Source organism: Shewanella seohaensis (assembly GCF_023283775.1).
GTDB lineage: Bacteria > Pseudomonadota > Gammaproteobacteria > Enterobacterales > Shewanellaceae > Shewanella > Shewanella seohaensis.
On the sequence record NZ_JAKILE010000018.1, the window covers coordinates 16790 to 42027 of the forward strand.

At 49.4% G+C, this 25238-nt stretch carries 17 protein-coding genes; 7 read left to right on the top strand and 10 right to left on the bottom strand.

All coding sequences use genetic code 11. The annotated features are described in order from the left end of the window. Nucleotides 1–2: 2 nt before the first annotated feature. Complete coding sequence (locus L2713_RS18190) at nt 3–293, bottom strand: hypothetical protein (protein ID WP_248968860.1); 291 nt, start codon at nt 291–293, stop codon at nt 3–5. 3 nt (nt 294–296) lie between these two features. Then, the gene (locus tag L2713_RS18195) at nt 297–551 is read right to left on the bottom strand and encodes a hypothetical protein (protein WP_248968861.1); all 255 of its coding nucleotides are present in this window, start codon (nt 549–551) and stop codon (nt 297–299) included. A gap of 341 nt (nt 552–892) precedes the next feature. Between L2713_RS18195 and L2713_RS18200 the strand changes: the two genes are divergently transcribed. After that, nucleotides 893–1780, top strand: a complete 888-nt coding sequence (locus L2713_RS18200; protein ID WP_086903802.1) for a prohibitin family protein — start codon at nt 893–895, stop codon at nt 1778–1780. Between the two features lie 106 nt (nt 1781–1886). Here L2713_RS18200 and L2713_RS18205 read toward each other — a convergent pair whose 3' ends face one another. Both L2713_RS18205 and zntR read right to left on the bottom strand, forming a co-directional pair. Further along, complete coding sequence (locus L2713_RS18205) at nt 1887–3392, bottom strand: permease (RefSeq protein ID WP_248968862.1); 1506 nt, start codon at nt 3390–3392, stop codon at nt 1887–1889. Between the two features lie 2 nt (nt 3393–3394). Next, nucleotides 3395–3868 carry a Zn(2+)-responsive transcriptional regulator gene (gene zntR, locus L2713_RS18210; RefSeq protein WP_011621248.1) on the bottom strand — a complete coding sequence of 158 codons (474 nt, stop codon included), beginning with the start codon at nt 3866–3868 and terminating at the stop codon, nt 3395–3397. Nucleotides 3869–4205: 337 nt separating this feature from the next. On the opposite strand from zntR, the gene purH reads away from it, so the two are divergent. The 4 genes from purH to L2713_RS18230 all read left to right on the top strand — a co-directional run bounded on the left by purH (nt 4206) and on the right by L2713_RS18230 (nt 10985). Further along, entirely contained in the window at nt 4206–5804 is a 1599-nt protein-coding gene (gene purH, locus L2713_RS18215) for a bifunctional phosphoribosylaminoimidazolecarboxamide formyltransferase/IMP cyclohydrolase (protein ID WP_086903799.1), read from the top strand. A 105-nt stretch (nt 5805–5909) separates the two neighbouring features. Continuing rightward, on the top strand, nt 5910–7208 hold the full coding sequence (purD, locus tag L2713_RS18220) for a phosphoribosylamine--glycine ligase (protein ID WP_248968863.1): 1299 nt from the start codon (nt 5910–5912) through the stop codon (nt 7206–7208). A 181-nt stretch (nt 7209–7389) separates the two neighbouring features. Beyond that, the gene (locus L2713_RS18225) at nt 7390–10611 is read left to right on the top strand and encodes an ImpA family metalloprotease (RefSeq protein ID WP_248968864.1); all 3222 of its coding nucleotides are present in this window, start codon (nt 7390–7392) and stop codon (nt 10609–10611) included. A 149-nt stretch (nt 10612–10760) separates the two neighbouring features. Beyond that, nucleotides 10761–10985 (top strand): hypothetical protein, encoded by a 225-nt coding sequence (locus L2713_RS18230; protein WP_088211897.1) that lies wholly within the window; start codon nt 10761–10763, stop codon nt 10983–10985. Between the two features lie 3 nt (nt 10986–10988). Here the strand turns inward: L2713_RS18230 and L2713_RS18235 are convergent, their stop codons facing one another. From L2713_RS18235 to hemE, 3 genes are all read right to left on the bottom strand, one after another. After that, nucleotides 10989–11792, bottom strand: coding sequence for an SDR family oxidoreductase (locus L2713_RS18235; RefSeq protein ID WP_086903796.1), 804 nt, complete (start codon nt 11790–11792; stop codon nt 10989–10991). Nucleotides 11793–11867: 75 nt separating this feature from the next. Then, nucleotides 11868–14438, bottom strand: coding sequence for a putative bifunctional diguanylate cyclase/phosphodiesterase (locus L2713_RS18240; RefSeq protein ID WP_248968865.1), 2571 nt, complete (start codon nt 14436–14438; stop codon nt 11868–11870). Nucleotides 14439–14815: 377 nt separating this feature from the next. Continuing rightward, entirely contained in the window at nt 14816–15880 is a 1065-nt protein-coding gene (hemE, locus tag L2713_RS18245) for a uroporphyrinogen decarboxylase (protein WP_011621241.1), read from the bottom strand. A 459-nt stretch (nt 15881–16339) separates the two neighbouring features. Here hemE and rsd point away from each other — a divergent pair, with 459 nt between their 5' ends. Beyond that, nucleotides 16340–16825: a sigma D regulator gene (rsd, locus tag L2713_RS18250; RefSeq protein WP_086017236.1), complete on the top strand. Its 486-nt coding sequence runs from the start codon at nt 16340–16342 to the stop codon at nt 16823–16825. A gap of 179 nt (nt 16826–17004) precedes the next feature. Here rsd and acnB read toward each other — a convergent pair whose 3' ends face one another. Beyond that, nucleotides 17005–19602 (bottom strand): bifunctional aconitate hydratase 2/2-methylisocitrate dehydratase, encoded by a 2598-nt coding sequence (acnB, locus tag L2713_RS18255; RefSeq protein ID WP_248968866.1) that lies wholly within the window; start codon nt 19600–19602, stop codon nt 17005–17007. Between the two features lie 434 nt (nt 19603–20036). On the opposite strand from acnB, the gene hxpB reads away from it, so the two are divergent. After that, on the top strand, nt 20037–20693 hold the full coding sequence (gene hxpB / locus L2713_RS18260; protein ID WP_248968867.1) for a hexitol phosphatase HxpB: 657 nt from the start codon (nt 20037–20039) through the stop codon (nt 20691–20693). A gap of 69 nt (nt 20694–20762) precedes the next feature. Here hxpB and L2713_RS18265 read toward each other — a convergent pair whose 3' ends face one another. Then, nucleotides 20763–22805 carry a M13 family metallopeptidase gene (locus L2713_RS18265; protein ID WP_109286820.1) on the bottom strand — a complete coding sequence of 681 codons (2043 nt, stop codon included), beginning with the start codon at nt 22803–22805 and terminating at the stop codon, nt 20763–20765. Between the two features lie 213 nt (nt 22806–23018). Beyond that, on the bottom strand, nt 23019–25235 hold the full coding sequence (locus tag L2713_RS18270) for a patatin-like phospholipase family protein (RefSeq protein ID WP_248968868.1): 2217 nt from the start codon (nt 25233–25235) through the stop codon (nt 23019–23021). Nucleotides 25236–25238: the final 3 nt, after the last annotated feature.

Here is a 25238-nt window from a genome sequence, read left to right on the forward strand (position 1 = left end):
TATCACCTAAAGGTATATAAAACTATATAAGTCAAAATGTTAAATAGGCCCAAGTAGCCGATTGCCCTGAGTCCGGTTTTAAACAGAAAGCTAAAACTTAAGATCAATAACCAGATAGGCGTTATCAGCCACATATTGACCTGCACCTTAGTATCGGCATCGATTCCGCCCGGACCAAACCAAGCAAATAATCCCACTAGCCCTAGGGCTAAGGTAAAACCTAACACTAACCCTGCCAGTGACTTAGTCCACCAGTCGGGTTGTAACTTGTCCTGTTCAGCTAAACGCGTCATGGCTTATTTCCGACCGATAAGAGAGATAAAAGGCACTAAGCCCGAAAGCAACATCAACAGGGCTATCCAGATAAACATTGCGGCACTGAAGGTGAACAGACTCAGCCAACCAATCAAGCTGGCGAGGGCAAGCCCATAGGCGAGTAACCGCCAAGGCCGCTTAGGCAAAGGGCGAGCTAATCGTTTTTGCTGCTTATTGGTCAAATAACACAACAGGCAAGCCGTCAGCGTCGACAACAAAAAGATGAGTTGCAACACGGGGATTTATCCTCTCACGACAAAGTGTTAGCACAATTAAACCCACTGAAATCTATCGCCTTTTCGCCTGATTTCCGCAAAGTAACAACGGGGCGAAATGATAGAAAATTGGGTTAATTTCGGGACTCTAACTTTGGTGAGAATAGTTCGCAATAACATTTACACTGTAAGGATAAGCAATGACATCTGGGTCACACATCGACAAGTCCAATGCAGTCTTGTTGCCTCACGTTAACCATTAAGATACATTTTGCTGCAAAATGTAACGCCAAGTGATTAAAACTAAACCGTATTCCGCCCCAATAAATTCGCCATCGCAACATATCAGCAAAGGACGCGACATGATAAAAACTGAACTTAACCTGCCAAGCTCTATTGGCCTCTCTAAAATCATCCCCCTGGTGATTTTACTGATCCTCTTTATTTCACTCTTTGGCAGTTGGTACACGGTCGACCAAGGTGAGCGCGGAGTGATTCTGCGTAACGGTAAGATCATCGGCACCGCCGAGCCAGGGCTCGGATTTAAAATGCCACTGTTCGATACGGTCGTGAAAATCTCAACCCAAACCCACACCACCAGCTACAGCTCATTACAAGCCTATAGCCGCGATCAGCAACCCGCGACCCTCAACGCTTCAGTCACCTTCAACGTGCCGCCGGATCGTGTCGAAGAAGTCTATGCCAACTTTAAGAGTATCGATGCCATGGTGGCTCGCCTACTCGACCGCCAAGTGCCAACGCAAGTTGAGAACATTTTTGGTAAATACACTGCGATTTCGGTCGTGCAGGAGCGGATCAAATTCGGTATCGATGTCACCAGCGCCATCACTAACTCGGTCAAAGGCCCCATCGAAATCACCTCAGTGCAGATTGAAAATATCGACTTTTCCAATGCCTATGAAAAGTCGGTAGAAGACAGAATGCGCGCCGAAGTTGAGGTACAAACCCAGCTGCAAAACCTCGAGAAAGAAAGAGTGAGCGCACAAATCGCCGTGACCCAAGCGCAGGCAGAAGCCGACTCGCAACTCGCCCGCGCTAAGGCCGAGGCCGAGAGTATTAGGATCAAAGGGGATGCAGAGGCGTCTGCCATTAAGAGCCGCGCCGAAGCTCTGGCACAAAATCAAAACCTTGTCGAACTGACCAAGGCCGAAAAGTGGGATGGCAAGTTGCCCACCACAGTGCTACCAACGGGCACTCTGCCGTTTATCGATGCTAAAAAGTCGAACTAATAAACGACTGAGCATCACGCGTCGCTCTGCCGCGTGACCAGCACCATTAAAGTGTCACAATAAAAAATCCCCAGTCATTGCTGGGGATTTTTAGTTAGCGTTAGCACTATGAGCAGCAGTCGCTGCGGCGCAGCCAACTTCTTGGAATTTTCTCAAATACCACTTTCGCCATCAGTAGTGCGAGCACTATGCCTGAGGTCGCGACTAGCCACTCTGGCAACATTTGATGTTGCTCACCAATCTGTGGCATCACCTCAAAACCAAAGTTAGCAACCAGATAGTTCACTAAAGCGCCAGCGACTAAGGCAACCCCCAAGACACCACCAAGATAGCCATAGAGCGCGCGCTTACCCAGCTCCTTAGTCACCACGCCTAAGGTGGCGATATTGGTTGCAGGACCTGCCATCATAAACACTAGCACGGCGCCAGGGGAGACACCCGCCAGTAGCAAGCCCGCTGCAATCGGCGTTGAAGCTGTAGCGCAGATATACATAGGCACAGACACTAGCACCATCACCAACATAGCAAGCAATCCATCGCCCCACTTAGCTAAAAAGTCAGCAGGAACATAGGTTTGCACTATGGCTGCGAAGAATAAGCCCACCAGCAACCAAAGTGTGGTGTCACGCACCAGATCCGTCGCCGCATATTTAAGCCCTATGCCTACTCGTGCAATAACAGACTCAGACTTAAGCTCGGTTGCCATATCCTGTGTAGATGCGCAGCAGCTCTCGCCTTCGACTTGATGGCTGTCAGCCGTTTTCGCGCTTGAGCTACCACAACAAGCGCCCTTTTTCACTACGACTATTTTTTCAGGCGCGGCAGTTTGAGTGCCACAGCATGATCCCGCAGTCTCTGCATTTACGGAATGGGCTTTAGCAGCATTAACCTTAGCAGCATTAACCATAGTGACAGCGCCCATGCTTGAGCCGCCAGTTGCCATTAGACTTGGCGCCGCCATCGGCGTCATTTTGATTTTTGGCTCGGCTGCTGGCGTTTTCGCGTTATCACTGCCGCAGCAGGAAGACTTAACTGGCGTGATTGCCGGCGCCTTAGTCGATGAACAGCAGCTTTTTACCGCTTCGGCTTTTACCACTTTCTCCGCCGACAAAGATTTTGAAGCACAGCATGAAGCGACTGGCGCAGTGCTAGCTGATGCCTTGTCTGACTGAGCCGAGTCTGACAGGGCCTCGGCCTTAACAGCAGGTTTGCCATCGTCATCATCTCGCCCGACTAAAAGGCCCGCAACAATAGCGCTGGTGATCGCCGCAATCGGCCGTACTATCGCCATAAAAGGGCCGAGCAAAACGTAAGAAACCGTTACAGAGTCGACCCCAGTTTCAGGGGTGGAAACTAAAAAGGAAGTCGTTGCCGCTTTCGATGCCCCTGAGCGGCGCAGCCCAACGGCTGCGGGGATGACACCGCAGGAACACAGAGGTAATGGCGCGCCTAACAACGCCGCCTTCACCACGGTTTTAAAGCCATGCCCGCCGAGCTGCTTTTGCATCCAAGCCATGGGCACAAACACTTTGAGTAGGCCCGCCAGAATCAAGCCGAGCAACAGCCAAGGGGCGGAATCTAAAAACAGATCGATAAAATTCTTCAATAACATAGTTAATTCCCTGACTTATCTAGGGTTGTCGCATCTGGAGTTTGGCCATGGTCGTGCTCCACACGCACTCGCTCTGTGCTCGACTCCAGCGCTTCTAAAATCGAGCAATGTTCGGCGCTACGCGGCCCGCCGCAGCAGGCATCCGACAGTTTTTGCAAACTGGTTTGAAAATGCAGCAACTCGGCAATCTTAGTCTGCACCTGAGCCAACTTAACGTCGACCATGCCCTTCACATCGGCACAAGCCCAATTGGATTTATCCAACTCGATAGAAAGCAGCTCGCTAATTTCACTCAAGCTAAAACCTACCGCCTTCGCCCGTAGAATAAAACGCAGCCGTGCGGCATCGGCATCGGTATAGACCCGATAGCCAGAGTCGGTGCGGCTCGAAGGCGAAAGCAGGCCGTGTTTCTCATAAAATCTAAGGGTATCGGCTTTCACTTCGCATAAATCGGCTAACTCACCAATGCGGTACATAGTTCTATCCTTTGCAGCTTAGCTTGCCTCATGCCAACCTTCGCTGACAATCAACATCATAGGGCGAGTATAAACCTTAGAGCCTACTCCAAGGTCAAGGGCTATTTTTAAATTTATCCTTCAGTCAAAAACCACGGCACTTTGTTCTGATATCAATATTGTGAAATCGCGCAGAAAAAACACCCGTAAATCCAGTTTTACGGTAGAATACGCGCGCCTGACGCTGGGACAAAAAATATAAGTAGGACCAAGGGGCTTTTGGAAAGCAGAATCCGATAGAAGTTGTTCTGTTTTCCGAAAGATCCTTGAAACTAAAATAACTGGACCCTGTACCCAAATGACTGTTGCAAATAATGCCAGACCCATTCGTCGCGCGCTGTTAAGCGTTTCAGATAAAACCGGAATTCTCGAATTCGCCAAAGCATTACACGCCCAAGGCGTTGAACTGCTGTCAACGGGCGGCACCGCTCGCTTGTTAGCGGATAACGGCGTGCCTGTTATCGAAGTATCTGACTATACAGGACACCCTGAGATCATGGATGGTCGCGTTAAAACCCTGCACCCTAAAGTGCATGGCGGCATTTTGGCGCGTCGCGGTCTTGATGAAAATGTCATGGCTGCCAACAACATCAATGCAATCGATCTGGTTGCGGTTAACCTCTACCCTTTTGCCGATACCGTTGCTAAAGCCGGTTGCACCTTAGAAGATGCGATTGAAAACATCGACATCGGTGGCCCGACTATGGTGCGCGCTGCGGCGAAAAACCATAAAGACGTGACTATCGTGGTAAATGCGGCCGACTATAACCGCGTATTAGCCGAAATGGCCGCCAACAATGGCAGCACGACTCACGCGACCCGTTTCGATTTAGCGATTGCCGCCTTCGAACACACTGCCGGTTACGATGGCATGATCGCCAATTACTTCGGCACTATGGTTCCTGCGCATAGCACTGATGAGTGCTTCGAAGACTCTAAGTTCCCACGCACCTTCAACACTCAATTAGTGAAGAAGCAAGATCTGCGTTACGGTGAAAACAGCCACCAAACTGCAGCCTTCTACGTTGACACTAAGATCGATGAAGCCTCAGTCGCAACGGCAGTTCAACTGCAAGGTAAAGCACTGTCTTACAACAACATCGCCGATACCGATGCCGCCCTTGAGTGCGTAAAAGAGTTCAGCGAACCGGCTTGCGTTATCGTTAAACACGCTAACCCATGTGGTGTTGCACTGGGTAAAGATCTGCTCGATGCCTATAACCGCGCCTATCAAACTGACCCAACGTCAGCCTTTGGCGGCATTATCGCCTTCAACGGCGAGTTAGATGCAGCAACCGCTAGCGCTATCGTTGAGCGTCAATTCGTTGAAGTGATTATTGCGCCAGTCGTGAGCCAAGCTGCCCGCGATGTAGTGGCCAAGAAAACCAACGTGCGTCTGTTAGAGTGCGGTCAATGGGATACTAAGACCAAAACCTTAGACTACAAGCGCGTGAACGGTGGTCTGCTGGTGCAAGACCGCGACCAAGGCATGGTTGGCTTAGATGACATTAAAGTCGTGACTAAGCGTCAACCGACCGAGAGCGAGCTGAAGGACTTAATGTTCTGCTGGAAAGTGGCCAAGTTCGTTAAATCTAACGCCATTGTTTATGCTAAAGACGGCATGACCATCGGTGTCGGCGCCGGCCAAATGAGCCGCGTCTACAGCGCCAAGATTGCCGGTATCAAGGCGGCCGATGAAGGCTTAGAAGTGGTTAACTCTGTGATGGCGTCCGATGCCTTCTTCCCATTCCGCGACGGTATCGATGCCGCAGCGGCGGCGGGCATCAGCTGCATCATCCAGCCAGGTGGCTCAATGCGCGATGCTGAAATCATCGCCGCTGCCGACGAGCACGGCATGGCCATGGTAATGACGGGCATGCGCCACTTCCGTCACTAATGCCACCTACAGCCAGCACGCCATGTGCTGGCTGTTTCGTTTATCGCACTCTGTAGCGCTAAAAATCTAACCACAAGAATTTAAAACTCAAAGGGATGACTTAACATGAAAGTATTAGTTATTGGTGGCGGCGGCCGCGAACATGCCCTAGCTTGGAAAGCGGCACAATCCCCACAGGTAGAGCTGGTTTATGTTGCACCGGGTAACGCGGGCACAGCCCTCGAGCCGAAGTTAGAAAACCTCAACATCAGCGCGACGGACATTCCTGCCCTGCTCGATTTTGCTCAAACCAATCAGATCGAACTCACCATCGTTGGCCCAGAAGCGCCGCTGGTATTAGGCCTGGTCGATGCCTTTAACGCTGCGGGTCTACCCATTTTCGGCCCAACCAAAGCGGCAGCACAGTTAGAAGGCTCTAAGGCGTTCACTAAGGACTTCTTAGCACGCCACAATATCCCAACGGCGGGTTATAAAAACTGTACCGAAATCCAAGACGCTAAAGCCTTCGTGCGTGAACTGACGGGCAAGACAGGTTACCCAGTCGTAATCAAGGCCGACGGTTTAGCCGCAGGTAAAGGCGTGATCATCGCCCAAGATCAAGCCGAAGCCGATGCCGCCATCGAAGATATGCTCGCGGGCAACAAGTTTGGCGATGCCGGTTCTCGCGTGGTTATCGAAGAATTCTTAAAAGGCGAAGAAGCCAGCTTTATCGTGATGGTCGATGGTAAAAATATCCTCGCCATGGCAACCAGCCAAGACCATAAAGCCCGTGATAATGCCGATCACGGTCCAAACACTGGCGGCATGGGCGCTTACTCCCCTGCACCTGTCGTTACCCAAAGCGTGCACGATTGGACAATCGCTAACGTTATCCGCCCAACGGTTGATGGCATGGCGGCTGAAGGCAATGTTTACACTGGCTTCCTGTATGCGGGCCTGATGATCGCACCAGACGGCAGCGCCAAAGTACTGGAATACAACTGCCGCTTTGGCGACCCAGAAACCCAACCTATTATGATGCGCCTCAAGTCAGATCTGGTTGAGCTGTGTTTAGCCGCGACCCGTGGCGAGCTGGATAAAGTTACCGCCGAGTACGATTCACGCGCCGCAGTCGGTGTTGTATTAGCCGCAGGCGGTTACCCAGACGACTACCGCAAGGGCGATGTGATCCAAGGTTTAAGCCTAGGTAATCACGATGCCAAAGTCTTCCACGCAGGCACTGAGATGAAAGACGGCCATGTAGTTACTAACGGTGGCCGCGTACTATGCGCTACAGCCCTAGGACACACAGTGACCGAAGCACAAAAAGCTGCTTATCTGCTGGTTGATGAAATCCACTGGGATGACGTGTATTTCCGCACCGATATCGGCTATCGCGCCATTGCCCGCGAACAACAGGGCTAAGCTTTAATTCATTAAAAAAAACCGGCTATGCGCCGGTTTTTTTATGACTTAAATTTGACGAACGTCAATTTTAAGTTAATGATTTATATCAATTTTAAGCAATCAAAACCTACTTTCACCCGCATTATTCCTATACAATGCTACGCAAATGTTAACTACCTACAAATGCTAAGGACTCTCCATGGAGATTAGACTCATTTCTGCCGCCATCGCCTTGATACTCGCGGGTTGTGGCGGAGGCTCAGAGGACTCGGGTAGCACAACCCCTCCGCCGGAGCCGCCAGTCCAACCTCCTGCGGTGACTCAATATACGGCGAGTACTAGTTCAGTCTTGGGTGGCAAGCTCATCCCTAGCAGCCAGAAGGTAGATGCGGGTAAAAGTGCCAGCTTTAGCATTCAAGCCGACAACGGTTTCGTGCTGGATAGTATTAGTGGCTGTGGCGGCGCGCTGACCGAACTGACCTACACCACAGCGGCGATAAGTGCCGATTGCACTATCACCCCAAGCTTTATCAGCAATGCTGAAAATGCCATTCGCCATCAAGACCATACCCTTGCCAGCGCTAACGAACTGATTGATTTCAGCACTGCGGAACTTGCCAAAGTGGACGCTGCCCGCAAAGCGAAAATCACCGAACTCTATCAAGGTGTCGGTAACAGCATCAGTTGGCATCCGACCCACGATTCCATCACCTTTTCGAGCTTTATGCCGGAAAATACTTTTACCTTACTGCCATCCAATGTTGATGGCAGCGGCGCCAGCGCCGTACGCGGCTTAGTGATGGCGGGCGAACAACAAGGCCAGCGTTATGCCGCCATGGGTGGCAACCTGTTTGCGGTTAATAATTCGGATCAGAGTGATAAGCTGCTGAAAAACCTTATTGGATGGCTAACCAAAGGCGGCGATCAGCAGAATGGCTTGAGCATAGTCACGGCACAGATGCCAAGTCGCGCCGACAGTTGGTATTTCCCCCATAACGAAGGGATCCGCACTTGGCTAAGCAAGTACTACCCCGATGCCCACAGCATCAACGACGCCAATAGCTGTGATTACACCGCCCTTGCCAGCTGTATCGATACCTTAAAACCCGATTTAATCGTTATCAGCGATATTGACCGCGATAACCTAGGTTACGCGGGCATTCAAGCGGCCATCACTAAAGCTAAGGCGGCAGGGATCCCGCTGCTGCTGTCGAATTATCGACGCGAACAAAGCGCTATGCTCTCACCGCTCTACCTTGAGATGGGGCTCTCTACTGCAGGAAACTATTGGTCAAAACTCAATGCCAATAACCTGAGTATCGACACTATCCTAGCCCAAGATAAGACGCTCGCAGATGTCGACACCCTGCTGGCAAATTTGCGTGAACAACGCTTCGATACGCAAGTGCTCAATGACTGCGGCGGCAACTATTTAAGCTGTAACAGCAGCGCCTTTGTCGAGACCTTCAAGGCGGGCGCGGATTGGTATCGCAGCAATGCAGAAACCTTAGATAACAATGATATCGATGCTTTTAACAGCCCTAATTTTAGCTTGATGAAAGCGGGATTACTCCTCGCCGACAAGTATCGCAGTGAAATCGATTATCCCATCGCCTACAGCGAATCCGCCCAGTGGCAGCAAGCCCTGTTTGCCGATTGGACTGTCAGCTACGCCCGCGCCCACAACCTCGCCCAAGCTGACTTAGGTGAGTATGTCACCGACAGGACCAATCTGAGCAAGGGCAGCAATGCCCATTACGCCTACCCTGCCACAGTGACGGAACGTAAAAGCATCACAGTGCCTTACTCTGGCCAGTGGACAACTACGGGCTGGTACGCCCTACCTGGGCAGAGCATCACCCTCACCCGCTTAGATAATACTGATACTAATGTTGAAATTAAGCTGAATTATCATAGACGTAATACTAACCGCGCCTATGAGCAAAAGGTTTACCGCGCGCCACTGGAACTTGCCCAGCAACGCCTCAAGCTCGCTAAAGGGCAAAGTCTTGAATTCTCAACCCCCTATGGCGGCCCTATTTATCTCTATATCAGCGGTGGCGAAGGTGCGCTCAGTGTTGATGTGCAAGCCAAGAATGTGGCAAAGCACCCCAGCATTATGGATTTTTCCAATCCTGCTGAAATCACGGCCTTTAACGATAAGATCCAAAATACTGAGCTACCCCATGTTGATCTTCGCACCGATGGCGCCGAGCAGCATTTGCGCCGTGACCGTTTTATGAATGCAATTGGCGGTAAGATCCCGGATGTCAATGCGTTGCTCAAGAGCATTGTCGAGGATCATATCAACAGCGTGTATACCCTTGCAGGGCTGAAAATCCAAGGGAAGAGCTTAAGTGAATCTCTCCCCTCGGATGTGCTTTCAAGCTGTCAGGCACTCTTTGGCGCAGACTGTACCGATGCCAGTTTGCATACCCGCAGCATCATCCAACACGCTAACTATGACCAAAACGCCCACTGCGGCTCGGGTTGTAGCGGTAATCCATGGGATGCGGCTTGGAATATTTCGCCAACGGGTTGGGGAGATAACCACGAACTCGGCCACAATCTGCAAACCAACCGCCTGAACGTGCAATACGCTACTGCTGCCAATCGCGATAATTGGGCTGGCTATGGCAGCCGCGCGGGGGAAAACTCCAACAATATTTTCCCCTATGTGGTGTTGTGGAAGACCCATTATCTGCGTGACGGCAACACGAGCAGCATCACCGATGGTCATATGAATCACAAAGATCTCTTCTATGTGTTTATGTCCGATGCAGCAGGCACCACGGATACCAGTGGCAAACGCGTGGTCTTTGGTGCTAACTGCAAAGTGCTCGATGTGGGCGAAGACAGATACACAGCCCCTTGGGCCAGCAATGCCTATGCGATACATAACGGCTATCGCATGGCCTTTTACATCCAAATGGCGCTAAAAGCCCATGGTATGACGCTTAACGACGGTACCAGCCTAAGCAATGGCTTCAATATCTTCACCCTGCTGTACCAACACAGCCGCATCTTTGGTAAATATGCAAATAATGCCAGCGACTGGGAGGCTAACCGCAGCAAACTCGGCTTTGAACTCTTCCCATACGAGGGCCATAGCGTTTACGGCGGCAAAACGGTGAGGGATATTCCGGGCAATGACTTTATGCTTGTGTCCCTGAGTAAGCTCACAGGAAAAGATTGGCGCAGCCATTTTGATATGTTGGGCCTGCGTTACTCAAACCTCGCCGCGGCGCAGGTGACGGTAAACGCCAGCCAAGGTGCGGTCCCTATGGGTATGTATGAGCTTGAAACCGATTTACCACCAGCAAATATGAGCCAAGGCTTAACCTTTATCCCTCTGTCAGTTAGCGATGGCAGCACTCTGTGGAAAGGCACAGGCTCACCTAGCCAATGCGCTAAACCTTAATGGGTCATAGATGTCGATAGCCTCAACCTAATCCCAATAAACCTCGCTTATGCGGGGTTTATTTTTGCCACAAAGCGTGAGCTAACGCACACAAGTCCCCGTTTGGCAGGCGCACTATCTAGACCCAACAAAAATATCAGGGCTTATTTATGGGATATTCAATCAAAGACATTATTTATCAAGGGGAAAAGTCTGGCGTGCACAATTGGCAGACGCTATCGGGACAGAATTTTTACTGGCATCCAGACTGGTTACATATCGCAGAGGATCTCACCGGCCACAAGGCCACCGCCCATATTCAGGCCGATGGCGATAAGGCGACCCAAAGCGAGGCAGAGCAAGCTATTGTGAAACACCTTAATCGCGGCAAATAAGCATCAATGGCCCGACGCAATCGCCTTGCGGGCAATTTTATCGATTAATCCAGGTGCAATCAGCTTTAGCCAGCGCCCGAGTCGGCCACGTAGCGACGTAATAAGCTGCCGACCTCGGGTCGCTATCACAGGGAGCATCATGTTCGCACATTGCTCGGCGGTGATAATTTTGGCTTCTTGCATTGGGGATTTCCCAAGCGGCTTACCCTCGCCATCGAGGGCACGCTTATGAATTTGTGATACGACAAAATCGGGACAAATTACAGTCACGGCCACATTATCATCCGCCAGTTCAATCCGTAGCGAATCAAAAAAGCCGATAACTGCATGCTTAGAGGCAGCATAGCCACTTCGCGTCGGCACGCCCGTTAACCCTGCTACCGAGGCCACAACCACCACCTGACCTTGGCTCGACTTTAAATAGGGTAAGGCGGCATGAGTTAAATACGCTGGCCCTAAGTAGTTGACTCGCATGATATCTTCCAGCACAGACAACTGATTAAGCTCATCGAAACGCGACCACATAGTCATACCCGCGTTATTCACTAGAATATCGAGGCGACCATAATGGGCAATCGTGGCTTGAATTAAGGCTTCGCATTGGGAGGCGCTACTGACATCGGCGGCAAATACAAAGGGAGTCGGACCATAGTTCGCGATTTCGAGGGCAAGGGAGGCTAAACGTGTTTCATTGCGGGCACTGAGCACCAGTTGGCAACCCACCCGTGCCATGGCGATGGCCAGCGCACGGCCTATTCCCTCCGAAGCGCCCGTAATAATGACCACTTTACCCGTCAGTCCATCCATAACCATTCCCTTGTTACCAATGTGTTAATTATGCTCCGAAGTAAATTGGCATAATCATCTTAAAAGCGCAATCCCCTATGCGCGTTGTGCGTGCGGCACGCCAAGCGGCTCGCAATAACTGCTCAGGGGTTGCGGTCGTCCTATCGCATAACCTTGCGCGTAATTAATCCCAATCGCCTGTAATCTATCGATAATGTCTTGGTTTTCGACAAACTCAGCCACAGTCTCAATCCCCATGACGCGACATACGTCCTGAATCGATTTGACGATGGCGTAATCCTTGGCGTTGACCGCAAGGTTCTTCACGAAGCAGCCGTCAATTTTGACATAGTCCACCGGCAGTTCACGCAGATAACCATAGGACGCAAAGCCACTACCAAAATCATCCAACGCAAAAGAAAACCCGAGTTTACGCAGCTGCCGGAGCATTTCCATGCCGCGGTGACGATTTTGAATCGCCGTGGTTTCGGTGATTTCAAAGCACACACATTGGCTTGGGATTTCAAAAATCTGTTGCTGCAAAGCAATATATTCCACCATGCCTTCGGCACCTAAGCTATTGCCTGAAAGGTTGATTGAAATACAGTGATCCGGCCACAACTGTGGATTTAAGGATAGCCATAAGAAGGCCTTACGTATCACTTCCTTATCAATTTCAGGCATGAGCTTAAAACGCTCCGCCGCTGCGATAAACTGTGCTGGCGCTAAAATACGGCCGCAGGGTTCTTGGATCCTGAGCAGAATTTCCATCCGTTGCCGTTTAGAACTCGCCCCTAAACCGCGGATCGGTTGGTAGTAGAGCAACAGTTCATTTTCCTCAATCGCTTGCGCGATACGCACCGCCCACTTGGGCGCGTTGCGCTGGTAGGTCAGCTCTTTATCTTTATCGTCGTAAAAATGGATTTGGTTTGTTCCCTTAGCCTTAGCGGCAATACAGGCAATATCCGCATCCTTAAGTAGCTCCAAGGCATTGATATAGGGTGCACGGCCAAAGGCGACTCCAATACTCAAGCCAACCTTATAGTTACAGTTTTTATCGTGCAATACCTGCAGCGAAACCTGAGCGATAATTTGTTTTAACTGCTGGGCCACGGCCAAAGCAGTGCTATCGCAAATAACTAATCCAAATTCATCGCCACCTAAGCGAGCCAGTAATGCCTGCGGCCCAAGGCACGATTGAATCGTCCGCGCCACTATTGCCAACATGCGATCGCCGGCGGCATGGCCACAGCTGTCGTTAATCAGCTTAAACTGCTCTAAATCCATGTAACATACCGCGAGGCGCTTAGCCTGACTGGCAAACTGCGGCAACCGCTCCTCGAAGGCTTGCCGATTGAGCAAACCTGTCACGCTATCGAAGTTGGCGCGTTTTTGCAGCTGGTGCTTAAGTAGCTCTTCCTGGGTAATATCCCGCAGCACCACCACAGTGCCGGTAATTTCTTTATCATGATTCAACACGTTACTGATGCTGCGCTCAATAATCCGTGGCGTGGCGGTTAATAGCTTGATTTTGGCGACTCGCGGCGTGGTCTCGCCCAAACGCATGCAATGGAATACCGCTTGATTTAACTGCTCCCCCGCTTTTAATAACGACGCTAGGCTCTGGCCAACGGCGTAACAACTGGCAACATCGAGCAAAGATTCAGCCTTGGGATTCATATAGATCACTTTGGCATCAATATCGGTCAGGATCACCGCCTCGGCAATCGACTCTAGGGTAGTCTTACCGCGTTCTTTCTGCTGGTATATACGGGCAAGTAAGCTGTTAACCCGGCTGGCTAACACTTCTAACTCGACGTTACCTTCACCGCTCACAGGGCGATACACGCTGGCCGCAGGGTCGACCAATGCCAGCTGCTTCATCATGCTTTTAAAGGGTTTTAACAGGCCTGCGCGCAGCCAAATGTACCCCAGCGCCACAATCAACACGCCGAGTAGAATAATCCCCACAGAAACCCAATCGAGGTCGAGCTTTACTTCTTGGAAGGGTTCAGAAGAGAACTGTACCTGCAGATACAATGGCGAGTTTTCCAGCAAACTCGGGACTGGCACAAAGCTGAGGCGATCTTTCGCGGCCGAGGTGTTGCTGCGACTCATCTGCACCTGAGTGACTAATGGCGCTTGGGCATATTCTAATAAATCCTGCGCCGATAACTGGCGTACCAAGAGCACGTATTCTTCGGGGGCGACGGCTGCGGCGGTGACAACAAGCCCAACATCCCCCGCAAGATACACCCCAGCTACTTTAGGTTTACCAGCGGCAAGTACCGCATCGGCAATTTGCTGTTGTGTCGCTAAGGCAATACTGGAGGTGTTGGCGAGAACACTTTGCAGCTGCCCGCCTTGCAGAATAAACCAGTGTAAATTGGCGGACATGGCGCTCTCAAGCCATGATGACTCGATGGATTGCAGCAGTTCGCCATCGACCCGAGACAGCGGGGAGGCATAGATATTAGTGAGAAAACTTAAACGGTCGATATCGATGAGAAACTGCTGCTGGATATTGGTCAGCTCATGCTGCACATTATCTTGGCGCAGCAATTCGACCCGATGGTCGAACCAATAGCCGAGGCAATAGGACACGAGCACAACCGCTGGTAAACAGAATCCTGCAATAAATACCAATATTTTGTTGCCAATGCGCATCTCTTACCACGGCTTTTGTCATTGAATAGATAAACGGCTTTACATAGTCCCTTATAGCGTCATGCAACATATCTCATTTGCAAATAGTATTAAATATCACTTTGCTTTATCCGTTGCTAAAGTAAGCAATAGCATGCATTTAATTGTGTTAAACGCCTTTGATTTAGCGCAGCTATTCGCTAAATAAGTTTTAAAAAGTTAGATGTTAATCAATATCCTATGTTCTAAAGCCGCTTGTAAACACCTTGTAATGCCTCGGCTTTACGTTTGGGGAGAAAGGCATAACTCGAGCCGAGTTGACGTTAAGCTCGCACTGTTTAGCATGGAGTTACAACATAAAAAAACGGACCCTTAGGTCCGTTTTTCTTCAGTATCGTTTACTTATGATACTGCTTAGATTGAGCATGAACCGCCTTGATAAAGGCACCCGCATGCTCTGGGTCAACGTGCTGATGAATACCGTGGCCTAAGTTAAACACGTGGCCTGTACCTTCACCGTAACCCGCCAGAATTTGAGCTACTTCTTCTTCGATACGTGGAATTGGCGCGTACAACATAGAAGGATCCATGTTGCCCTGAAGCGCCACTTTGTGACCGACACGGCGACGGGCATCGGCAATATCGACTGTCCAGTCTAAACCTAAAGCATCACAGCCCGTTTCAGCCATGGCTTCTAACCATAAGCCACCGCCCTTAGTGAATAAGGTCACTGGTACTTGGCGGCCATCGGCAAAGCGAGTCAGACCATCGACAATCTTCTGCATATAACGCAGTGAGAATTCACGGTAAGCCGTGTGCGATAACGCGCCGCCCCATGAGTCGAAGATCATCAGCGATTGAGCGCCGTTAGCAACCTGCGCATTCAGGTACAGAGTCACAGAATCGGCTAACTTGTCGAGTAACATATGCAGCGCCGCTGGCTCTGCGTAGGCCATTTTCTTAATTTTTTCGAAGGTTTTGCTCGAACCGCCTTCAACCATGTAAGTCGCGAGCGTCCAAGGAGAACCAGAGAAACCAATCAATGGCACTTGGCCATTCAGTTCACGGCGAATAGTGCTAACCGCTTTCATCACATAACCCAGATCATCTTCTGGATCGGGAACGGCTAATTTTTTGATGGCATCGATAGTGTCTGTTGGGCGCTCAAAACGTGGGCCTTCGCCCGCCTCAAAATACAGACCTAAACCCATCGCATCGGGAACTGTCAGAATATCGGAAAACAGAATCGCCGCATCCAGCTCGTAACGACGCAGCGGTTGTAGCGTTACTTCACAAGCCAATTCATGGTTTTTACATAAAGACATGAAGTCACCCGCTTGAGCGCGAGTCGCTTTATATTCAGGAAGATAACGGCCAGCTTGACGCATCATCCACACTGGGGTCATATCAACAGGCTGTTTTAGTAGGGCGCGTAAATAACGATCATTCTTTAATTCTGCCATTTGGCTTGATTCCTAGACTTATTGAGATCCGCTGGGTCGGTAGTTTAGCATTTACGCGGATAATGTAACCTTTAAGTGCAAATTTATGTGAGCTATTCCCCATCATTGCTGTCCATTTAAGCACTTATCGTCAAAATGCTAGCAAGATAACATACTGTTTAGTAATCGAACCCAAAGTCACACTAAGACAGAAAAAAGTTGCGCTGGTTTCCTGCCTTTGGTATAAAAAGTTTGCGCTAGCAAGAACAATCAAGAAGCTCGTCGCATCGAGCCTGCTATATACATTACTCGCCCAACGATAGGTTTCTATCGTTGGGCTTTTTATTTCCGCATTTTTTTATACAAAACAGCTGGTTTGTCCATCTGCCAATTCTCGCAAATCCCGATAAAAAGGGTTGATCCAAGAGCTATTTCTCCCCTACATTAGAGTCATGTCCTGGCACTTAAATGGAATGCATCATGCTGAGAGAACTCGAAAAAGCAGAACAAAAGTGGGGCGGTTCAAATAAGCTTATAGATCAATGGCTAGAAAATCGTCGTAAACTCTTGGTGCATTACTGCCAGATAGCAGGCCTTCCTCCCTATGGGAAAGCCGAAAAATCCCTTCCCTCCTTCGATCATGTGAAATCCTTTTGTGATTTATTAGTCGATTACGTCTCCGAAGGCCATTTCGAAGTCTATGACCAAGTGGTCAATGCCTGTGAAAAGTTTGGCGCCTCGAGCAAAACCTTAGCCCAGCAAGTACTGCCAAAGATCACCCCAACGACCAACGCGGCGTTAGACTTTAATGATAAGTACGCCGAAGCGCAGGATGACCAAGTGTTATACCAGCTCGATAAAGATCTTTCCGAACTGGCCCACACCATGGAAACCCGTTTCGAGTTAGAAGATAAATTGCTCGAAGTGCTACATAACCAGTATTCAGAGCACGCCCAGCAAGCCTAATTAGCGCTAACCGTTATGCACCGCGAGTCGCATGATTGCGCCTCAATGGGTCAAGTCGCCACCCTTGATAAATAGTGTTTGAGATTAGCAGTCACTTCTTAATCAACAGCTTATTAGCGATAGAATTTACAAACAAAAAAGCCAGCTTTCGCTGGCTTTTTCATTATCATATCAATCGATTATACAGCTGATTGAAAGATCACTTGTGATGCTTTCTGAGTGTAAGAATCGATTTGATCGAAGTTCAAGTAACGGTAAGTGTCAGCTGCAGTTGCATCTAACTCTTTCGCGTATTCTTGGTATTCTTCAACCGATGGCAGACGACCTAACAGGGCTGCTACTGCCGCTAATTCCGCAGAGGCTAAGTAAACGTTAGCGCCTGTACCTAAACGGTTCGGGAAGTTACGGGTAGAAGTCGATACCACTGTAGAACCTTCAGCCACACGTGCTTGGTTACCCATACACAGTGAACAGCCTGGGATCTCGATACGCGCACCCACGCGACCGAAAATACCGTAGTAACCTTCTTCGGTCAGCTGGTCTTTGTCCATCTTAGTCGGTGGTGCAATCCACAGACGAGTTGGCAGTGTCTTAGCGAACTTGTCTAACATCTTACCGGTCGCACGGAAGTGGCCGATGTTAGTCATACAAGAACCTACGAACACTTCGTCAATCTTAGTTTGCGCAACAGATGACAGTAATACTGCATCATCTGGATCGTTTGGCGCACACAGGATTGGCTCTTTGATCTCGTTCAGATCGATTTCGATCACCGCAGCGTACTCAGCATCGGCGTCTGCGCTCATCAGCTCAGGATTCGCTAACCACTCTTCCATGCCTTTGATACGACGCTCTATCGTGCGACGGTCACCGTAACCTTCGGCGATCATCCACTTCAACATAGTGATGTTCGAGTTCAAGTACTCGATGATTGGCTCTTTGTCTAACTTGATAGTACAACCCGCTGCAGAGCGTTCTGCAGAAGCGTCAGACAGTTCGAATGCCTGTTCTACTTTCAGAGTTTCTAAGCCTTCGATTTCCAGTACGCGACCAGAGAAGATGTTCACTTTACCTTTCTTCTCAACGGTCAGCAGACCCATTTCAATCGCTTTTAATGGAATCGCGTGTACTAGGTCACGTAGAGTGATGCCAGGTTGCATCTTGCCCTTGAAGCGCACTAATACTGATTCTGGCATGTCCAGAGGCATCACACCGGTCGCGGCAGCGAATGCCACTAGACCAGAACCTGCTGGGAATGAAATACCGATTGGGAAACGCGTATGTGAGTCACCACCAGTACCAACTGTGTCTGGTAATAACATACGGTTTAACCAAGAGTGGATAACACCGTCACCTGGACGCAGAGACACACCGCCACGGTTCATGATGAAGTCAGGCAGAGTATGGTGAGTGTTAACGTCTACTGGTTTTGGATAAGCGGCAGTGTGGCAGAATGACTGCATAGTCAAATCGGCACTGAAGCCTAAACAGGCTAAGTCTTTCAACTCGTCACGGGTCATAGGACCAGTCGTGTCCTGTGAACCCACAGAAGTCATCTTAGGCTCACAGTATTGGCCAGGACGTACGCCAGCAACACCACAGGCTTTACCGACCATCTTCTGTGCAAGCGTATAACCTTTGCCATTATCAGCGACGTCTTGAGGACGTACGAATACGTCAGAAGCGGGTAAACCTAACACTGCGCGAGCTTTGTCAGTTAAACCACGACCGATGATCAATGGAATACGACCACCAGCACGCACTTCGTCTAACAGTACGTCGGTTTTCAGGCTGAACTCAGAAATCACTTCGTCTGAGCCGTGACGCTTCACTTGGCCAGCGTATGGATAAATGTCGATCACATCACCCATTTCCATTTTGCTGACGTCAAGTTCGATAGGCAGTGCGCCCGCGTCTTCCATAGTGTTGAAGAAAATCGGCGCAATCTTGCCACCTAAGCAGAAACCACCAGCACGTTTATTAGGTACGAATGGGATATCATCGCCCATGAACCACAGTACTGAGTTAGTTGCAGACTTACGTGATGAACCTGTACCAACAACGTCGCCCACGTAAACTAATGGGAAACCTTTGGTTTTCAGCTCTTCTAATTTCTTGATTGGACCTACGCTGCCAGGTACATCTGGCTCGATACCATCACGCGCGTTTTTCAGCATAGCCAAAGCATGCAATGGGATATCTGGACGTGACCAAGCATCAGGTGCTGGTGACAGGTCGTCGGTGTTGGTTTCACCTGAGACTTTGAATACGGTCAGGGTCACTTTGTCCGCTAATTTTGGACGGCTTAAGTACCAGTCTGCGTTTGCCCAAGCTTCAACCACTTGTTTAGCATAGGTATTACCCGCTTCCATTTTCTCAACCACATCGTGGAAAGAATCAAACATCAGCAGCGTGTGAGATAAGGCTTTAGCGGCTAAAGGCGCCAGAGCTGGGTTATCTAGCTGAGCGATCAGCGGCTCGATGTTATAGCCACCTTGCATAGTGCCTAATAACTCAGTCGCACGTTCGGCAGACAGGATAGGTGAAGTTGCAGTGCCTTTGGCAACCGCATCTAAGAAAGCGGCTTTTACGTAAGCGGCTTCGTCAACACCGGGGGGAATTCGATTTTCTAGCAGGTCAAGAATAACGGCTTCTTCACCAGCGGGGGGATTTTGAACCAATTTAACCAGTTCAGCCACTTGATGTGCATCTAATGGCTTAGGGACTACGCCCTCTGCAGCACGTTCTGCGACGTGTTTACGATATGCTTCTAGCACGGCAACATTCCTCTTTGTTTGGCGCTCTAACAACGAAACTGCACGTCTTCTCAATTGAAGCTGACAGTCCGACATGATCGACCCGTATTTCCGGCCAGCAGTATACTACAGCTTTGCAAAAGTATGAATCAGGTCACACTCGGCGAAAGACGAAATAAGGGCTAAATCCGGAGGTGCAGCTCAACTTACGGCAAGAATAAAACAAGGGAAATTAGACAATAGTTTGAAAACAGACAAAAAACCATAAGCGACAAATAGTTAACATAAGTTAATCAATTTAAAATCGAACGAATATTTTTTTGCTCACAACCTCAGGTTAAGCGTAAATATTTTTAAACTTTGTGCTTTTAGACTTTGAAGATGCCGAGCTTAACCATACACTCAAGTTCCCAGAGCATAGCGCTTAGAAATCCTTCCCATCCCTTGGAGTAGTAATGACATCCCTTAGTATTCAAGCTGTTATTTTTGATATGGATGGTGTGTTAATCGATTCTGAACCCCTTTGGCAACGGGTTGAGTATGAAGTCTTATCGGCACTTGGCGTGCCCGTCACTATCGAAACGATTCAACAAACCACAGGTTTACGTATCGACCAATGTGTCGACTATTGGTATCACAAAGCACCTTGGGCCGATTACGACAATGCCAAGGTCAGCATCGCCATCGTCGATAAAGTCGCAGAGGAAATCCTGCGAACGGGCGAAGCCATGCAAGGCGTTCAACAAGCCATTGATTACTGTCAAGCTAAAGGCTTAAAGATAGGCCTAGCCACCTCCTCACCAACTGCTTTGATTAATGCAGTACTATCAAGGCTTAAGCTTGAAGGGCAATTTATGTCAGTCGAATCGGCAGAGGCTCTCACCTATGGCAAGCCCCATCCCGAGGTTTACTTAAATTGCGCCGCCGCATTAGGAGTCGATCCGCGTTACTGCCTCGCGATTGAAGACTCATTCAATGGTCTTATCGCCGCCCGCGCCGCCAATATGCAGACCGTCGCCATTCCCGCACCGGAGCAACGCGGGCAGGCCAAATGGGTTATCGCCCATCACCAAGCCGACAGCTTGTTAGATTTACCGGCTATCTTGGGCTAATCACAGCAACAATTGACGCAAATAAAAAAGCCAGACATCCGTCTGGCTTTTTCGTTTTCATCCTATGGATTACCAGATTTTAACGCGCTCATCTGGTTTTAAGTACATCTTGTCGCCCTCTTTCATCTCGAAGGCTTTGTAGAAGGCTTCGATATTGCGAGGCGTACCCATAGCGCGATAGTGGCTAGGTGAATGCGGGTCAGTCAACAGACGACGACCTAACTCTTCATCACGGTAATTGCGGCGCCATACCTGTGACCAACCAACGAAGAAACGCTGCTCGCCCGTTAAACCATCCAGCACAGGTGCAGGCTTACCATTTAAGCTCATCGCGTAGGCACGCGCCGCTACCGTTAAACCGCCTAAGTCACCGATGTTTTCGCCTAAGGTTAAATCACCGTTTACAAACTTACCTGGCAGGGCTTCATAGCCAGAATACTGCGCAGACAGTTGCTTACCACGTTTTTGGAACTCTTCACGGTCTTTATCCGACCACCAGTCACGCAGGTTGCCATCGCCATCGTACTTAGCGCCTTGGTCGTCGAAACCATGGCTGATTTCGTGGCCAATCACCGCACCGATACCACCGTAGTTCACCGCATCATCGGCATCCATATTGAAGAATGGTGGCTGCAGAATCGCGGCTGGGAACACGATTTCATTACTTACAGGGCTGTAATAGGCGTTCACTGTTTGTGGCGTCATATGCCACTCGGTACGATCGATAGGCTTACCAAGCTTGTTGATCATGTCTTGATATTCAAACTGGGCGTAACGCATATAGTTGCCCACCAGCTCATCAGGCTTGATCTCTAGCGCAGTGTAGTCTTTCCATTTGTCTGGATAGCCGATTTTATAGGTAAATTTAGACAGTTTTTCCTGTGCGGCGACCTTAGTTTCAGGCGTCATCCACTCGAGTTCATTGATGCTGACTTCAAAGCCCTTGATCAGGTTTTTGATCATGGTTTCCATGCGGGCTTTGGCTTCTGGCTTGAAGTATTGCTTCACATACTCTTCACCCACTAACTCGCCAATCACTTGGTCGGCGCCATCCACAGCCTTTTTCCAGCGTGGTTGTTGCTCTTCGATACCCATCAAAGTTTTGCTCTTGAAGGCAAAGTTTAGGTCAACAAAGTTTTTGCTGAGCAACTCGGCATAGCTATCCACTAAGTGGAACGTTAAGTAATCCTGCCAAGCAGAAACGGGGAAGGCATCAAAGTTAGCGCCTAATTTTTCGAAATAAGATGGCTGACGCACGATGATGTCAGTCACTTTATCGCCAAGGCCCGCACTGGTCGCAAAGGCATCGATATCAAACTTGCCGGTCAGCTTTTGCAGCTCAGCACGGCTCAGCTTGTTGTAAGCCTTGTTCGCATCGCGAGATTCAACACGGCTCCACTGACTCTTAGCGATCATCATCTCGATGTCGGCCACGTTTTTCGCCGCGCGTTTGGCATTCTTGTAGCCCGCTTCGGTCAGAATATCGGTCACATATTTCGCCATCGCTTGGCGGTTAGCGACAAACTTAGCGTCATCTTTTAAGTAGTAATCACGGTCTGGCAGGGTTAAGCCTGACTGGCTTAAATACACCGCATATTGGGTAGAGTTTTTAGCGTCGTTGTTCACGTAAAAACCAAAGGGAATGCCTGAGCCGCTGGTCAATAATTTGCCCATTACTGCAGGTAATTCGCCATGGGTTTTCACCGCTGCGATATCGGCCAATAGTGGATTAAGCGGGGTCACACCTAAAGTTTCGAGCAAATCGGTGTTCATAAAGCTGGCGTTAAAGTCACCGATTTTTTGATTATTCGAGCCAGGGGCTGCATCTTTTTGCGCAGCGGCGGCATCGATGATTTTCTTCAATGCATCTTGGCTTTGATCGTACAGCACAGAGAATGCGCCATAGTTAGATTTGTCGGCTGGAATGGGCGTATTCGCTAACCATTTGCCGTTCACGCTGTAGTAGAAATCGTCTTGATGGCGAACTGAGGCATCAAAGTTTTGTAATTCAATGCCAGAAACCGCGGCGACTTCAGTTTTAGGCTCGCTGCTGCAAGCGGCTAAACCTAGGCTCAGGGCAATCCCCAGCGCCAGTGTGCTAATCTTCTTCATTGTTTTCCTCAGCTTCCGTTTAAAGTTGTTATTTTTTCCCGCAAAACCTTAGCATTTTGCCCTGTCTGGCTGTAGCAAGATTTTGTAAAAGGTTATGACACTTATCGCCAGCTGCCAAACACATCAAGCGGCTGCCAAGTGCAAGGCAAGATAAATGCTCATAGGACAGCACATAAAACAAAGGGCATGACCTTCGTCATGCCCTTGCGTTAACTAGAACGCCTTACCGATGAATAAATACAGGGATTTATCCCCCATATCGGTAATACCAAAGCCCAGTGCCGCGGGCCCCATCGAGGTATCTGTGCCTATGTATAAACTTGAGGCGTAAATCAGATCCGAGAGTGAGACTTCATCTCGCTCAAACCAGACATTCCCCGCCTCTAAGCTTAAACCCAAATAGAGTGGGTAATCCGTCATCCCCAGCGCATCACGGCCAAGATCATACTGATAAACAAAGGCACCAAAGAGCTTGTGGGCGCCAGTGAGTGAGTCCTTGTGATAGCCCGACAGATTTAAGAACCCCCCTAAATCCGACAAATGTAGCGTGTTAAAGCCATCATTATTGTTGGTAGCCACTGAGGCTTTGCCGACAAAGGCATGATTACCGACACTGAGCGCCCCTTTCCAATCAGCCTCAATCTGCACGCTATATTCGTTCTCATTGTTATCGACGAGATCATCAAAATCTTCGTTACGCACATAGACGTTTAAGGTGATACGGTTACCCGATGTCGGGAAGCTGATACTGTCTAAACTGTCATAACCCGCTCTTAAGTAAGCACCATAGGATTTAAAATCGAAATCCTTAATCAACCAAGCATCGTTAACAATAACGCCCTTTTCGGCCACTAACCCTAGTTCGACAAAACCTTGTAACACATAGTTATAGCCAATCCCCAGTTCAACCGTGTGGGTCTTTTTGTCGAAGATCAGGGCGCGGTTATTGTTATCGTATAAATCCCAGTTATGGACATCGTATTGATAACGGGCACGACTATAAAAATCTTGATCCCTATCCAAGGGTTGATAAAACTCGGTCGCAAACAGTTTTTCAAAACCTAATTTGACTTCGTTACGCCACTCGCCGCCGTTAAAGGTTAAGTCGGTCATGGTATAGGCCATATCGAAACTGATGGCCGATTCGGTGCTAAAGTCGTCTTCCCAGTTAAACCCGAGTTGGAAGTAATTTGGTCCCCAAGATTTAGCTCGGGTGGTCACCGTCAGCACTCGGCCTTCTTCTGACTCCACAAACTCGGCATCCACGCGCTCAAACTTATTGAGGGAATAGATGCGTTTTAAGGCATCGTTCAATTCATCCTTAGTCACGGCTTGGCCGGCTTTGAGATCTAAGGTTTCCTTCAATAAGTTAAGGCTCACCTTCGACTGATTATCGAACACAATTTCTTGGATTGGATGCGCCACATCCGCCATCAACTGCTTACCTTTGGCCTTCTTGGCCTCAACATAGGCCGCATATTCCTCGGCGCTGACACTCATGCTTTGTAATTTATCCAGCTGACCATTGGCAGCCTCTTTGCCCAGCGTCAACGCCAGAGGCATGATGGTAAAGTCCGTGGTGCTTAAGGCATCGATGGCGGGACGGATCAATACGTCTTTCTCGCTAAGCAGCTGTTTTTGCTTTTCGGTACTGGCATTGGTCAAGAAGTTCGATAACTGATCGAGCACCGCAATCGTGCTGTCGAGCTTGTCTTTGGTCACCAGTGGCGAGCCGATATCCACGGCAATCACTATATCGGCGCCCATAGCCTTAACTACGTCCACGGGCATATTGTTGGCAATCCCGCCGTCGACTAATAACTTGCCATCAATCAGTGTTGGCTGCAGCGCCCCAGGCACAGTTGCAGATGCCTGCATGGCTTTGACTAAGCTGCCGTGGTCGATGACGACGGGTAAACTGGTTTCTAAATCCGTTGCCACCGCTCGATAGGGAATGGCCAACGTATCAAAATCACCAAATTGCTGCACCAGATCCGTGGATTGGCGTAATAGCTGCGACATGGTTTGCCCGCGCAGCAAGCCACTCGGTGCACGGACTTCGCCCTCGGTATAACCGATATTGAGCGGAATATTGTAACGATCACGTAACTGTTTATCGCGGTAACTCAAGACGTTACGCGGAATGGTATCCGAATAACCACTATCCCAATCGACCCCCATCATAATGGCTTCGACTTCACTGGCGCTGTAACCCAAAGAGTACATGCCGGCGACATAGGCCCCGATACTGGTGCCGGCGATATAGTCCACGGGGATATGATGTTCTTCTAGGATTTTAAGCACGCCAACATGGGCAGCACCTTTAGCGCCACCACCACTGAGCACCAGTCCGACTTTAGGCCGTTCTGCCGCATACAAGGGCGTTAACAGTAAACATAAAAAGACAGAGGCGAATATTCGACGCATCATAGT

What these genes read in the sequence shown, in the direction of transcription:
- hxpB (WP_248968867.1), top strand. Translation starts at nt 20,037, where the DNA reads ATGACATCCCTTAGTATTCAAGCTGTTATTTTTGATATGGATGGTGTG.
- L2713_RS18265 (WP_109286820.1), bottom strand. Translation starts at nt 22,805, where the DNA reads ATGAAGAAGATTAGCACACTGGCGCTGGGGATTGCCCTGAGCCTAGGT.
- L2713_RS18235 (WP_086903796.1), bottom strand. Translation starts at nt 11,792, where the DNA reads ATGGATGGACTGACGGGTAAAGTGGTCATTATTACGGGCGCTTCGGAG.
- purH (WP_086903799.1), top strand. Translation starts at nt 4,206, where the DNA reads ATGACTGTTGCAAATAATGCCAGACCCATTCGTCGCGCGCTGTTAAGC.
- L2713_RS18240 (WP_248968865.1), bottom strand. Translation starts at nt 14,438, where the DNA reads ATGCGCATTGGCAACAAAATATTGGTATTTATTGCAGGATTCTGTTTA.
- L2713_RS18270 (WP_248968868.1), bottom strand. Translation starts at nt 25,235, where the DNA reads ATGATGCGTCGAATATTCGCCTCTGTCTTTTTATGTTTACTGTTAACG.
- hemE (WP_011621241.1), bottom strand. Translation starts at nt 15,880, where the DNA reads ATGGCAGAATTAAAGAATGATCGTTATTTACGCGCCCTACTAAAACAG.
- L2713_RS18200 (WP_086903802.1), top strand. Translation starts at nt 893, where the DNA reads ATGATAAAAACTGAACTTAACCTGCCAAGCTCTATTGGCCTCTCTAAA.
- rsd (WP_086017236.1), top strand. Translation starts at nt 16,340, where the DNA reads ATGCTGAGAGAACTCGAAAAAGCAGAACAAAAGTGGGGCGGTTCAAAT.
- L2713_RS18230 (WP_088211897.1), top strand. Translation starts at nt 10,761, where the DNA reads ATGGGATATTCAATCAAAGACATTATTTATCAAGGGGAAAAGTCTGGC.
- L2713_RS18190 (WP_248968860.1), bottom strand. Translation starts at nt 293, where the DNA reads ATGACGCGTTTAGCTGAACAGGACAAGTTACAACCCGACTGGTGGACT.
- L2713_RS18225 (WP_248968864.1), top strand. Translation starts at nt 7,390, where the DNA reads ATGGAGATTAGACTCATTTCTGCCGCCATCGCCTTGATACTCGCGGGT.
- zntR (WP_011621248.1), bottom strand. Translation starts at nt 3,868, where the DNA reads ATGTACCGCATTGGTGAGTTAGCCGATTTATGCGAAGTGAAAGCCGAT.
- purD (WP_248968863.1), top strand. Translation starts at nt 5,910, where the DNA reads ATGAAAGTATTAGTTATTGGTGGCGGCGGCCGCGAACATGCCCTAGCT.
- L2713_RS18205 (WP_248968862.1), bottom strand. Translation starts at nt 3,392, where the DNA reads ATGTTATTGAAGAATTTTATCGATCTGTTTTTAGATTCCGCCCCTTGG.